The organism is Synechococcus sp. MIT S9508 (assembly GCF_047303045.1).
Lineage (GTDB): Bacteria > Cyanobacteriota > Cyanobacteriia > PCC-6307 > Cyanobiaceae > Synechococcus_C.
Genome location: NZ_CP138941.1, coordinates 364,658 through 377,934 on the forward strand (window position 1 = coordinate 364,658; position 13,277 = coordinate 377,934).

The window sequence follows — 13,277 nt, forward strand, 5'->3', positions numbered from 1 at the left end:
TCCACCCATTCAAAACCAGCACAGCCCCCACCCGGCGGCCTATGCGTTGGGCGCGATAGAAGCTGCATCAATAAGGACCCGCAGCATCAATGGATGGGTTGGTAACCAAAGAAAGGCGTCTCGCGCACAACCCAGCGACGATCACCCAACCCAGACTCCCAATGCCAATCGCCATCACGCGACCCTGCCCGGTACCAAGACTTCCCAGTAACCAAGACGGCCACAAAGGCCAATCGAGTAACGGGCGCAATCCGTAATCAGCCAGCAAAGGTACAGCCAGAAAGGCACACAACCTGGTTGCCCATTCGCAGCCATAGCGCAACGAAAAATAACGAGGAAGTGAGTCCCGGGGAGCCAGGGTCACCCAGGCCTGGTGAAGTGCTGCCATCACAACGGGCAAAGCTGCACTGAAGACAAAGACGGCTCCAAACCAAATCACAGGTCTATGAGCAAAGGCTTGCAAGCCAGCACCCATCAAGATCAAAGCCTGAACCACCAGGGCCAAAGGCAAGACGGTTCGCCAGCGATGTCCCAGCAGCCACCGCCAGCATGCGAACCCGATCAAGTAACCAAAGGCGCCTGTAATCAGCACCCAACCCATCCACTCAGGCGAATAGGCCAGGGATACCCAGGCAGGAAAAAGCACTTCCAGGGATGCATAAACAAATGCCGTCAGCGCCGTCAAAACAAGAGCTGAGCGAGCTTGCAAAGAGCGCTGCCAGAGCGACATCAATCGGTGCAACGTACCAGCAGCAAAGATCTGATCAGGCACTACTGAAGTAACCGAATTAAGGCGCCGGACCTCCTTCAACCAAGGCGCCACCAAAACACTCAACAGAGCCAATACGAAACTGATGCCGTCGACCAGCAAGACTCCGCCCAGGCCCTGACTGGCCACAAGCCAGCTCCCCAGGAAAGGAGCCATGGTGATCACAAGACCATCCACCGTGGCGAACAATCCATTGGCGCGCTGTAAGCGCTCTTGATCAGAAATCAACAGCGGAATCAGACTCGAGAGACGCACCACCAACAGGGCTTCAGCCACAGCGGCCAAGGCTTGAATCGCTAAAACACCGACCAAAGGTGGCGGGGCATCCGCTGAAGAGCTGAGCAACAAAAATGCCAACAAAGCCGTGCACACAGCACCAGTGGCATGGCAAAGCACCATCAATCGACCAGGACGCCAAGTCGAAAAAACACGCAAAAACAGTGGCAAAGCGAGCAAGCGTGCCCCCTGCACCACCATTGCCACCAAGCCGAAGTCGAGGAGCTGTCCCGACTGAGAAAACAACCAAAGACCGACGCCATAGAGACTGGTCTGAGTCCCCAGGTTCGAAATCAGCTGGCCGCCCCAGAGGTAGCGAAACAGGCGATTGGATCTCTTCACCACAAGAGAATGTTGAGAAAAAACAGGGGGGGCAGTGCACACCTATTGAGATGTGTCTGATAAAAATGATTCAACCCTCTAATCAAATAGGAAGAACGCAACTTCATGTATTCAGTGCAATCAACGCGCTTGGGATTGCATCAGGAAACCTGAAATAAGCCCAGTGCTTGCGGACCATCGAAGAGAAGCCGACGAATCGCTTCTCGGTCGGCACTTAAGCGATGACACTGAACACGTGCCTTCAACTGTTGGTACTGGTGAGGCTGCTCAATCCAAGCCCGACACAGTGCGACAAGATCCTTTGGCTGACGAATACAGCAATTGATGTCGCGAGCTTGGAAATAGCGAAGGGCCAATAATTCCTGAGGCATCGTTGTGCCATATCCATTAAAAATCAGCACACAGCCGGAGGCCAATGCTTCAGTGGATGTTCGCGCTCCTGGTCGCGCCACCATCGCCCAGGCTGTTCTGTAGAGCCTCGCCATCGCTGCTGGGCCTTGAAAAGCCAACGGTTCAACCTCCAGCTGAGGATGCTGGACCGCCCAGGACTGCACCTGCAGAAATGCCGCCTGACGACGACCGCAGAGGGCGACAACCCTGATCTTCCCAGCCAAAGGCAGCAGGGTCTCCAGCAAACGAATGTGGTTATTGGCACCATTGGCCCCAGCTCCTAGCACCAGCAGTGGCAGCTGCTCGATATCACTATCCGGAATCTCTCGCTCCAGCTCCGCCTCAAACGCGGGATCGAACAACGGACCAAGCGCCGGGGTCGGTAATGCACGGTAGCCACGACGACGCACGTCATCGCTGACTTCCTGGGAGAGAGTCCAAAACGCCTCGGCCCGTCGCGTCAGCCAATTGCGACTGAAGCCAAAGCCACCCTCCAACTCCGTACAACAGGTGATGCAGCGCAGACCAGGGAAGACCCGCTTCGCCAAATCGAAATGACCACGGTTGATATGAGGGTGCGTAGAGATCAACAAGTCCGGCCGCAAACGTCGCAGTAGACGGATCACATGGAAACGTCCGAAAAGCAGAGTTCCTGGCTTCGTGACGTCTTCCCACTCCACAACACGCCAATAGATCTGATGCATCCAGGGGCCATGACGCTGAATCCAGTTGTAGAGAGCAACTCCTGCGCGGGTAAAAACGCTGGCATTTTCCAGCACATGCTCAACCCACACCTCACCGGTTGGATCCCAACGCTTGAGCCAGGCCTGAAGCGCATAGGCAGCCGCGTCATGGGCAGTGCCACCGCTGGACGTGAAAATCAAAACCCTCATCAGATCAGGGTCTCATGCCTGTTGTCTTTGGCTGATGCATCGCAGCCAAAGAGGAATCCACTTCCACACACTCCCATTGGCTTTGATTCATCGCCAATAGATTCGGTTGGTTAAGGAACGTGATCCATGGCACGGCTGCTAATCACAGGCGGGGCTGGATTCATTGGTAGTCACACCTGTGTCGTGCTCTTAAAGGCAGGCCACGACTTACTGGTGCTCGACGACTTCAGCAACAGCACCCCACTCGCCCTAGAGAGGGTGTCTTCACTTGCAGAGCTTGATGTCCTGACAGCCCAAGCCCGCCTGCAGGTTCAACACGGAGACATCCGCGATCAGGCCGGCCTTGATGATCTGTTTGCCAAGGCAGCTTCAAAGGCCGCGCCTATTGATGCTGTGATCCACTTCGCCGGGCTGAAGGCCGTCGGTGAATCGGTGCGTGAACCGCTGCGCTACTGGGATGTGAATCTGACTGGCAGCAGATGTTTGCTGGCTGTGATGGAGGCGCATGACTGCCACACACTGGTGTTCAGCAGCAGCGCCACGCTCTACGGCTACCCAGAATGCGTACCGATCCCGGAGACAGCGACCACTCAGCCAATTAACCCCTACGGACATTCCAAGGCAGCGGTTGAACAAATGCTGCACGATCTATCTGCCAGTGCTCCCAATCAATGGCGCATTGCCTGCCTGCGTTATTTCAATCCCGTGGGAGCCCACCCCAGCGGGGAAATTGGAGAAGATCCGCTTGGTACTCCCAACAACCTGTTCCCCTTTGTAAGTCAGGTGGCTGTAGGAAAACGGGAATATCTCAACGTCTTTGGAGGCGACTGGCCTACCAAAGACGGCACCGGTGTTCGTGATTACATCCATGTGATGGATCTGGCGGAAGGACACCGCGCAGCCCTCAGCTGCCTGCTCGCTGAACCAGCTCAGCTACTCACCCTTAATCTAGGCAGTGGCCAGGGCGCGTCTGTTCTGGAGGTGGTGCACGCCTTTGAACGCGCTAGCGGCCGCAAAGTGCCCTACAAAGTAGTGGCCCGCCGCTCAGGAGATGCGGCCATCACGGTTGCCGATCCCTCCCTGGCTCTTCAACGTCTCGGCTGGCAAACCAAACACGGCCTAGACGACATCTGCCGCGATGGCTGGGCCTGGCAGTCGGCCAATCCAGCAGGCTACGGCGATCAAGGATGAGCGGTCTCGTGCTGGCCGGTGGTGGGCATAGCCATGCGCTGGTCCTACGCCGCTGGGCCATGCAGCCCAGAAATCGCCCAAAAACCCTGATAACGCTGGTGAGCAGAACGAGCACCGCCCTTTATTCAGGCATGGTTCCCGGCTTGGTGGCCGGGCTATACAGCCGCGATGAACTCGCGATAGACCTCCGGCGACTAGCCGATCAAGCCGGAGTGGCCTTTGTCCAGGCAGAAATCACCGGAATCGACCTGCAACGCCGCCATCTGGGTCTGCTTGATCGCCCTGCCCTCCACTTCGAATGGCTCAGTCTCAACCTCGGTTGCGTGACCCCAGGCAGTGACAAGGGCCATCTGGACGATGTACCCATTAAGCCTTTGGAGCATGCCCTGATAGCTCTGGAGCAAAGGCAATCGGTAAATCACGATCACCCAATTGAAATTGTGGGCTCAGGGCTCGCAGCGATCGAACTGGCCTTAGCACTGCGTCATCGTTGGCCGAGCTGTCCAGTGGCGTTGAGCGCTCGACCAGGACGCCTTTCACACCGCTTTAAAAAAGCACTCAACATCGCTCTCGTCCAAATCGACCAAAGCGAACACCCCACCCCCAGCAAGCCGAACAGCAAAATTCCCTCACTTAAATTGCGCTGCACCGGCAGTCGCGCACCTGATTGGCTGGAAACAAGCGGTTTGCCAGTGAATGTGGATGGCCGGGTGCTGACAGACACATCGCTACAGGTGCTGGAACACCCTGGTCTTTTTGCAGCTGGAGACTGTGGAGTGATTGGAGCCCACCCTCGGCCCGCCTCCGGCGTCTGGGCCGTTCAGGCTGCTGCAATTCTGGCCCGCAATCTGGAAGCCATCTGCAGACAGCAGCCCCTACGCCCCTGGCGCCCACAACACAGAGCACTACAACTCGTAGGCGGTTTTAATTCCGCCATGCAGCCCACGGCGTGGGCAGTCTGGGGACCACTGCAGATTGGTCCCCATCGCCTCCTTTGGAGCTTGAAAGAGCGAATCGATCGCAGATTTATGCGGCTTTTTAAGACCAAGGCAATGGCCGCAATACCAACAGTCGTTGATTCATATACAGGAACGATGCTCTGCCGCGGCTGTGCAGCCAAACTGCCTGCAAAGGAGCTGACGAAAGCACTCTCCGATGCTGGTGTCGGACAACTCGCGACTGCTCCTGAAGATGCAGCAGAGCTGCCCAAAGCGCGAAGTGAGAACAACAGACCTGTCCTCCAGAGTGTGGACGGATTCCCTGCTTTGGTCAGTGATCCCTGGCTTAATGGGCGACTGACAGCACTGCACGCCAGCTCCGACCTCTGGGCTTGCGGAGCGAAAGTGCAGTCCGCTCAAGCGGTGATCACCTTGCCACTGGCTAAGGGACCTCTTCAGCAACACCTACTAAGCCAAACACTCGCAGGAATCCGCTCGGCTCTGGAACCTCAGGAAGCCCTGCTGATCGGCGGTCACACCCTTGAGTCCCGCAGCCCTTCAGACAGCCCCGTGAGCATGGGCGTGCACGCTGCACTCACGATCCAAGGGAGCCCAGAAGGGGAAATCTGGTCCAAAAAGACCATCCAAATTGGTGATCAGCTTCTTTTGAGCCGACGACTTGGCACCGGAGTGCTGTTCGCAGCTGCAATGGCCGGAGCTTGCAAACCAAAGGATCTGGATCAAGCGCTAACGCAGATGGCCACAAGCCAGCAAAACCTTGTCGACCAATTGAGAGACCTTGAGAGACAACACCCTGGCGGACTACATGCAGCTACCGACATCACCGGATTCGGCTTACTGGGTCACCTGGGAGAAATGCTGCCCGAAAACGACGAACACGATCAATCACTTGACGTAGAAATCAATGCGGAACGTATTCCTGCTTTGCCAGGCGCCCTGGAACTTCTGGAAGCGGGTTACGCCAGCAGCATTGCGCCTGCCAACCGTAATGCTTGGCAGCTGTTAACCACGAGAGTGAAGCTGGACTTCAGCGGGATTCAAGCCAACCAGGACCATCAGCGAGCAATCGCTGAGTTGCTCATTGACCCCCAGACCTGTGGACCACTGCTGATCAGCGTTAATGCTGGAATGGCGGAAGATCTTCTAACGAAACGTCCTGATGGGTGGTGGTTAATCGGCACCGCAACACACGCGTGAATGCTGGGGAAGCATCCAAGGCTTCACAGGAGAGGCCGGCTTGAGCAGCCTCTGTTTCCAATGGCAGCAATCCCTTTTGAAGCATCTGCTCAGGTCCGCTGGTTGCGAGCCACACTTCCGTAGGCAGTGGCCGTTGCTGTAGACGGCGATTCAAGTCGTAAGGTCCACCCCAAGGAGCTGGGTAAACAGCTATACGACCTGATGCCAACTGCACCTGATCACTGAACTGCAACAAACGCGGCCTGGGGCTGTATCGCTCTTGCTGACCAGCTGTTAACAGGCTAACGGCACGGAAATTATCCGACTCGCGACTGCCTCCCAAAACTCCGTTGATCCCAAGGAAAGACTGCTGCCACCAGAGAAGTAACACGATGACTGAGAGCAACACAACCACTTTGCTTCCTCGTCGATTTAAGTGGAGCTGGGCTCCAGTCACTGCAAGCCAAGGAATAACGGCTGGCAAAAGTACAACGAAATAACGGCTGAAAGCCATCGGCTTGAAGAATGAGATCGCCACCAAGCCCACCACCATGATCGCTGAAGCTGTCAGCCCACAGACATCCATCAAGGCGAAACGATTGAAGCTTTGATTCTTGAAACCATGAGACACATGCTTGACACCCCAGCGGCGCAAACCCAATAGAACCAAGAAAAAAAGTACCAACTTTGGCAACGGCCAAGGACCAATTGCCCTGGCCAAAGTGTCTTCAAACAAAGCAAAATCAGGACGGCCTATCCAAGCGCCTGCACTGGAACCAAACAAATATGATGAGGCATAAATTACCCAAGCAAATGAAGGAACAAGAGCGATAAAAACAACACTTCCAAGACGCCAGCGTCGTCGCCAAACATCCCAAACTCCTGCAGCAAAAAATATGAACAACCCATAGAAGTGCGTCAAGGAAGCAGCAGCCACTACAAATCCATAACCCAAGAAACCAAGAAGGTAACTCTGTTGACGAATACAGCGGCTGCGTAAAAACCAGCCTAGAGCAATCAATAAAACAAGAAATGCATAACTCTTGCCTTCTATGGCAAAGCGTACCGGATATGGGCTGCAAAAGAACAGCAATGCAGAGCAAGCCATCGCTTTTCCGCGAACATCACGGAGCGCCAGTGACCCGGCCTGCCATATGACTAGAACTCCACCCAGGGCATAGGCCAACCAGGAAAAAAGCCTCAGACTTACTGAGGTTTTGCCAGCCACTCCACCCCAAAACCAAAGGAGTGTGTAATAAAAAGGCGGGTGAGTATCCCGACGAAGCCAGGCAACTAAGCCAGAATAATCAGACTGAAAACTCTTACCAGCACTGGAAAGCTCATCAATCCATAAGCTTGTGGCGTCAACAAGAAACAAAGCCTTGAAGGCAAACGCAGCACACACGAAAGTCACCAATAGCCATGGCCAGAAACGACCCCAAAAACTCACAAATTCGTTCTTCCTACAACAAGAAAATGGAAACATCTCTAATCAAAAGTTTCAGCATGACTAAAAACTAAATCCAGAAATACAATAAATTCATCCCATAGGTCAAATTCAACAGGTTAAGCCTGCAATGGCTTAATTGGAGCCAATCTTGGATCAAGAATCTTGGCACCAATTCCAGGAAATTTAACGGCGATTGAAACTTTTTCACCACTGCCAAAAATGTGAGTCACCTCGCCTTCTCCGAAACTGCTATGCATCACGCGGTCTCCCACACTCCAGCTCTTCCCCGGTGCCGGCCCAGCCTGACGTCTCCGCACGGCATTGGAAGGCTGGCCGATTGCGTCGCCACTGCTCACAGACCTGGCGTCGTTGCGATCAACACGGGTCAGCCGATCCAAGCGCTGTTCACGGCGGATGGCTGCTCCACCGGAGCGAGGAATCTCGCCCTGCACAAGCCCTTCAGGCAGTTCGGAGAGAAAAACACTCGGCACTGCAGGCTCGCGCATGCCGCCCCACAGACGACGCTCGCTGGCATGGGAGAGAAATAACCGTTCTTTGGCTCGGGTAATACCCACATAACAAAGGCGTCGTTCCTCTTCCAGAGAAGCGGGATCATCGAGCGATCGATAGCTGGGGAAGAGCCCCTGCTCCATTCCCACCAGACAGACGACAGGAAACTCCAGGCCCTTACTGCTGTGCAGCGTCATCAGCGTGACCCGGTCAGCCGCTGTGTCTTTGCTGTCGGCATCGCTCGCAAGGGCTGCCGAAGCCAGGAAACCCTCAAGATCACCCTCATCGTTTTCTTCCTGATACTGAAAACCAGCATTGACCAACTCCTGCAGGTTGCGCCGGCGCTCTTCGGCTTCATCCGTGCCCTCGGTGATCAGCTCGCTCACATAGCCGCTCTGCTCCATCACCTGCTGAATCAGCTCCGAAGGCGCCATGTTGTGAACGCGCTCGCGCAGGCCGTTGATTAGCTCACAAAACTGCAACAGCCCTTTGGCGGAACGGCCTCCCAAGGAGCGCACCGCTTCAGGATCACTCACCACTTCCCAGAGCGGAATTCCCAGCTGATTGGCCGCATCCGTGAGCCGCTGGATCGTGGTCTTACCAATGCCGCGTTTGGGCACATTGATCACCCGCAGGAGACTGACGGTGTCAGCCGGGTTGATCATCAGGCGCAGATAGCCCAGCACATCCTTGATCTCGCGCCGGTCATAAAAGCGCAGCCCTCCAACCACCACGTAGGGGATCCGCCAGCGCACCAGGGATTCTTCGAGTGCCCGCGACTGAGCGTTGGTGCGATAAAGACAGGCCATATCACCCCAGCTGAGCTCGGGGTTGGCCGCTTCCATCATGCGAAGACGATGAACCACGGCTTCTGCCTCTGCAATCTCGTCATCACAACGGGTGAGCGAAATCAGCTCCCCTGCGCCGCGCGTGGGCCGCAGCACTTTATCGATACGCTCGCTGTTATTGGCGATCAGAGCATTGGCCGCTTCCAGAATCGTGGCGGTGGAGCGGTAGTTCTCCTCTAACTTCACCATCGTGCGTGTGGCGTCGTCAGGCGCCTGGTCGCCGAAGTCATCCTGAAAGCCCATCAGGATTGTGAAGTCGGCGGCTCGGAAGCTGTAAATACTCTGATCTGCATCTCCCACCACAAAGACCGAACGCCCTGACCAGTTGTCGTAACTCTGGGGATCTTTGCCGTCGGTCACCAGCAGCTTGATCAGGTCGTACTGGGTGCGATTGGTGTCTTGATATTCATCCACAAGCACATGCGCGAAGCGACGATGCCAGTAGCTGCGTACCTGCTCGTTCTGCTGAAGTAGCTGCACCGGAAGCAGCAGCAGATCATCGAAGTCAAGAGCATTGTTGGCAGCCAGTGCCTTGCGGTAGCGGCGATAAACATCCGCTGCAAGTTTTCCTCGCTGCCCTTCAGAATGGGCTTCCATCTGGTCCGGAAGCCAGCCCTGATTTTTGGCGTTGCTGATGGCCCAGCGCACCTTTTTAGGCTCAAAGCGCTTTGGATCAAGCTGCAGTTCCTGGGTCACGATCTCCTTCACAAGGCTCTGCGCGTCGGCCTCGTCGTAGATCGAGAACTGCTTCGTCCAAGTGAGTCCCTCTTTGTCTTTGAACTTGTCGATGTCGTAACGCAACATGCGCGCAAACAAAGCATGGAAGGTGCCGATCCACAGCTCCTTGGTCACCTCGCGATAGATCCTCGACCTCAGCTGACGCTGCTCCACTGGCGGCAAAGTGCTCCAAGGCTGCCCGAACTGACTCTGCGCCAGACGGTGAGCGAGCAACAACTCCAGTCGCTCCTTCATCTCCCTGGCCGCCTTGTTCGTAAAAGTCACAGCAAGGATCTGGGATGGATCAGCACCGTGTTCACCGATCAGATGGGCGATTCGGTGAGTGAGTGCACGAGTCTTGCCACTACCCGCACCGGCAACAACCAGAAGGGGCCCTTCATGATGGTCGACCGCCCGGCGTTGGGCGTCGTTCAGTCCGGCAAGAAAGCTCATGGGAGGAGACTATCGAGCAAACCAAGCAAACACGACGAGTTGTGCAGCAGCTTCCATTGCTCCTGATCGCCGACACGAGTGTCCCGGAGGCTCTTGGAAGCAAGCTAATGAACGGCGCAGCAAGTCTTGGACTTCAGCCCGAAAGAGATGTTCGGGTTACCTACACCTCACCAGCGGCTGCTTACTCGCCCTCCATGCAACGCCTAAGAGGAAAAATCTTCTTCCGCCTTGCTGATCGCCGAAGTTGGGAGTGGTGGAAATTTCAGCATGAGCTACTCAATCAAATCCACCAGTTCAAGCCAAGACTGGTCTTAATTACGGGAGTGCTGCCGATAAGAAGAAGGATCTTTGAAGAGATCCACAACCACGGAGGTCATGTTGTCAATTACCTCACCGATGATCCCTGGAACCCAATACATCGTCGCCGTAGCTTTTTGCGCAATCTCCCGTTATACGACCATATTTTCAGCACGAAAAAAGCTCTGAGAAGGAGGCTAGAGAATGCGGGAACACCTTCCACAAGCTGGCTGCCCTTCGCTTACGATCCAATCCTGCATCAGGCAGTTCAGAGAAGTTTAAATACTAATAATCCAGTGATTGTATTTGTCGGCACGGGCGCTGAAGAGCGGCTCGCCTGGTTAGCAGCACTAGAGGATTTGCCAGGGGTAGTGCGACGCATCCACGGAAACAACTGGGAGAGGTTTGATACCCCAGGTTGGGAGAAACAATCGGCGGTTACAGGAGAGGGCTACTGCAGTGTCATTCAAAATGCTGACATCGTGCTGGGTCTGCTTCGAAAAGCCAATCGAGACCGCTCCACTGACCGTTCCTATGAGATTGGAGCAATCGGTGGTTGTGGCCTATACCAAGATTCCCACGAACATCGCGAACTACTTCCCAAGTATCCGAACGAAGGCTTCTTTAAGACTCCAAAGCAACTACGGGAAAGAGTCCAGCACTTAATGGCCCACCCGAGCTTGCGTGATCAACTGCGAAAGTTGGGATCAGAAGCAATGCGCAAACCAGGAAACACTTACGCCGCTCGCCTGCAAACCATGCTCCAGTGGTCTGAACAAAAAGGATGTAGCCGATGAAGATAACCATCGTGGTGGGTGGTCGATGGCATGCCTTTGATTTGGCACAGCAGCTGCACTCCCATGGTCATTTGCAGCGATTGATCACCAACTACCCCCGTTGGTTTGTCACACGCTGGGGCATCCCTCCAGAAAAAGTAGTGAGCTTGCCCCTCACCTTTTGGGTCGTCAAAGCGATCTACAAAATCGGCGGGGAGGCTCTGATGATGCGCTGCCAATGGTGGGTGCACAACTGGTTTGCAAAGCGCGCCGTTCACTACCTGGAAGGCAGTGAACTGATTCACGGGTGGTCGCAATGGAGCGAGCCCAGCCTCCGCTGGGCTCAACAGAACCAAATTCCTACCGTGCTGGAGCGCTCCTCTGCCCACATCCTCGAACAGAGTCGGCTGTTAACGGAAGAACATCGGCGATTAGGCCTGCACTGGCCCGCGACTCATCCAAGGATCGAAGCCATGGAGCTGCGCGAATACAACCTCTGCACTGCCATCGCAGTACCAAGCCTTTTTGTAGAACGCAGCTTTATCGCCCGTCACCAAAACTCAGCTGTTTTATTCCGCAATGCCTTGGGCGTGAACCTTGAGAAGTTCAAACCTTCAGCATTGCCGCCAGCCGCACCCAAACAGATGGGGCTAAAAGCGATCTACGCCGGCTCGCTGTCGGTACGCAAAGGTATTCCCGACTTAATCACTGCATTCCAAACCGCAAACCTTCCAGACGCCAGCCTTACCTTGCTCGGTGGACAAAGCTCGGAACTCGAGGACCTTCTCAAACGAAAACCTCCTTGCATCAGGCAACTGGGGCATCGCCCTCAGAAGGAACTGGTCATGCACTACCAACAAGCCCATTGCTTTGTAATTGCATCAATCGAAGAAGGGATGGCCATGGTCCAGATGCAGGCCCTGGCCTGCGGCCTTCCACTGATCTGTACCACCAACACCGGTGGAGAGGATTTGCTGCGAATCCAGGGATCCCAAAGCAAGGACAACGATCAGGACATTCAGCAATTCCCTGCCGGTTTTGTCATACCAATCCATCGGCCGGATGCCATAGCTCGATGTCTTCAGCGGCTATACAACGAGCCTCTACTTTGGGAGCGTATGCGCGAAGCTGCCCTGGAACTCGCCAACAGCAAGTTGAGCTGGAGCGACTATGGCGAGCGCGCCATCTCGCACTACAAAAACCTGCTGCAGCAAAGATGATTACCTCGGAGCACATCTCAATAGTTCTGCCTGTATATGGACGCCCAGAGTTACTAATGGAGGCACTGAACAGCGTACTGCAACAGGAGAGTCCCCAGTGGCATTTACTCGTGGCGGACGATGGCTCCGATCAGCAAACACAGTCCCTATTGCAAGGCTGGATTAACACGAATAACAACGAACGCATTGATTGGATAAGGCGCCCGCAGAACCTCGGACTTTTCGCCAACTTGAACAAAGCTATTCAGGAGATAGACAGCGAATGGGCACTGTTGCTGTGTAGCGACGACTACTTACACCCCACAGCATTAACAACCATCCAGGAGTGTTGGCGGCGCTGGCCGGAGGCTGGCCTGATCCTCTCCACATCTGACTCCATCAACAGCGATGGCAGCCCGAGACCATCAGACAGTGCTTGGCACCACGATCAAGTCAGCAGATCTACAGCCCTGATCACTCCTGAGCAACTGATACCAGCACTTTTGGAGCTGGGTAGCCTTAACGGCAATCTCACTGGAATGGCGTTCTCTCGGAGCCTTTGGCAAGCCACAGGAGAATTCCGAGAGGATTGGAGGCATGCAGCGGACTGGGAGTGGCTGGTTCGCGCCGCCGAACAAGGCCCAGTAGTACTCAACCGTTTGCCGATGGCATCCATTCGAACCCATGCAGCTCAGCTCTCGAACAGCAACCGGCGCTCCGGCCATGAACTTAGAGAGGTTGCTGAAGTAGTGCGCTACCTGCGTTCCCATCCCTTGTTGACCGAGGAACCACGCCGCCATCAATGGGCGGCAAGAGTGATGCAGCATCAACTTTGGAATCTGATCAAACAAATCCCTCTCCGTGGAACTAGCCCCTTGATAAAGGGATTACCAAGTATTAGAACTGCTGCCGGATTACGTCATACGACAATGTCTTTGCTTCAATCAATTCCAAGGCGCCTGCGAAAATGACCTGTCACAAGGAGCTCGTGTGCCGCTGATCGACGCCAATCAACCATCGAGAATGTGTAT

At 55.0% G+C, this 13,277-nt stretch carries 9 protein-coding genes; 5 read left to right on the forward strand and 4 right to left on the reverse strand.

What is annotated here, in order from left to right; genetic code table 11:
* Positions 1-67: 67 nt before the first annotated feature.
* Together SIB42_RS01940 and SIB42_RS01945 are read right to left on the reverse strand one after the other, a co-directional pair.
* Positions 68-1,387 carry an MFS transporter gene (locus SIB42_RS01940; protein ID WP_197459856.1) on the reverse strand — a complete coding sequence of 440 codons (1,320 nt, stop codon included), beginning with the start codon at positions 1,385-1,387 and terminating at the stop codon, positions 68-70.
* A gap of 140 nt (positions 1,388-1,527) precedes the next feature.
* A complete protein-coding gene (locus tag SIB42_RS01945; protein ID WP_067093262.1) occupies positions 1,528-2,670 on the reverse strand; it encodes an MGDG synthase family glycosyltransferase in 1,143 nt (380 codons plus the stop codon).
* A gap of 126 nt (positions 2,671-2,796) precedes the next feature.
* Here SIB42_RS01945 and galE point away from each other — a divergent pair, with 126 nt between their 5' ends.
* Positions 2,797-3,861 (forward strand): UDP-glucose 4-epimerase GalE, encoded by a 1,065-nt coding sequence (gene galE, locus SIB42_RS01950; RefSeq protein WP_067093263.1) that lies wholly within the window; start codon positions 2,797-2,799, stop codon positions 3,859-3,861.
* A complete protein-coding gene (selD, locus tag SIB42_RS01955; protein ID WP_067093264.1) occupies positions 3,858-6,017 on the forward strand; it encodes a selenide, water dikinase SelD in 2,160 nt (719 codons plus the stop codon). Before galE ends, selD begins: the two co-directional genes overlap by 4 nt.
* On the opposite strand, the gene SIB42_RS01960 is transcribed toward selD, so the two are convergent.
* On the reverse strand, positions 5,938-7,410 hold the full coding sequence (locus SIB42_RS01960) for a glycosyltransferase family 39 protein (protein ID WP_231856352.1): 1,473 nt from the start codon (positions 7,408-7,410) through the stop codon (positions 5,938-5,940). The genes selD and SIB42_RS01960 overlap by 80 nt on opposite strands.
* Positions 7,411-7,562: 152 nt before the next feature.
* Positions 7,563-9,974 (reverse strand): UvrD-helicase domain-containing protein, encoded by a 2,412-nt coding sequence (locus tag SIB42_RS01965; protein ID WP_067093265.1) that lies wholly within the window; start codon positions 9,972-9,974, stop codon positions 7,563-7,565.
* 41 nt (positions 9,975-10,015) lie between these two features.
* Here SIB42_RS01965 and SIB42_RS01970 point away from each other — a divergent pair, with 41 nt between their 5' ends.
* From SIB42_RS01970 to SIB42_RS01980, 3 genes are read left to right on the forward strand one after another with little or no spacing between them, the layout of a single operon-like run.
* Positions 10,016-11,068, forward strand: a complete 1,053-nt coding sequence (locus SIB42_RS01970) for a glycosyltransferase (RefSeq protein WP_231856338.1) — start codon at positions 10,016-10,018, stop codon at positions 11,066-11,068.
* Complete coding sequence (locus SIB42_RS01975) at positions 11,065-12,267, forward strand: glycosyltransferase family 4 protein (protein ID WP_067093266.1); 1,203 nt, start codon at positions 11,065-11,067, stop codon at positions 12,265-12,267. Before SIB42_RS01970 ends, SIB42_RS01975 begins: the two co-directional genes overlap by 4 nt.
* The gene (locus SIB42_RS01980; RefSeq protein ID WP_067093267.1) at positions 12,264-13,217 is read left to right on the forward strand and encodes a glycosyltransferase family 2 protein; all 954 of its coding nucleotides are present in this window, start codon (positions 12,264-12,266) and stop codon (positions 13,215-13,217) included. The genes SIB42_RS01975 and SIB42_RS01980 overlap by 4 nt, the downstream gene beginning before the upstream one ends.
* The last annotated feature ends 60 nt before the right edge of the window (positions 13,218-13,277 follow it).

Coding starts and splice junctions, on each gene's coding strand:
- SIB42_RS01945 (WP_067093262.1), bottom strand. CDS start 2,670: ATGAGGGTTTTGATTTTCACGTCCAGCGGTGGCACTGCCCATGACGCG.
- selD (WP_067093264.1), top strand. CDS start 3,858: ATGAGCGGTCTCGTGCTGGCCGGTGGTGGGCATAGCCATGCGCTGGTC.
- galE (WP_067093263.1), top strand. CDS start 2,797: ATGGCACGGCTGCTAATCACAGGCGGGGCTGGATTCATTGGTAGTCAC.
- SIB42_RS01965 (WP_067093265.1), bottom strand. CDS start 9,974: ATGAGCTTTCTTGCCGGACTGAACGACGCCCAACGCCGGGCGGTCGAC.
- SIB42_RS01980 (WP_067093267.1), top strand. CDS start 12,264: ATGATTACCTCGGAGCACATCTCAATAGTTCTGCCTGTATATGGACGC.
- SIB42_RS01975 (WP_067093266.1), top strand. CDS start 11,065: ATGAAGATAACCATCGTGGTGGGTGGTCGATGGCATGCCTTTGATTTG.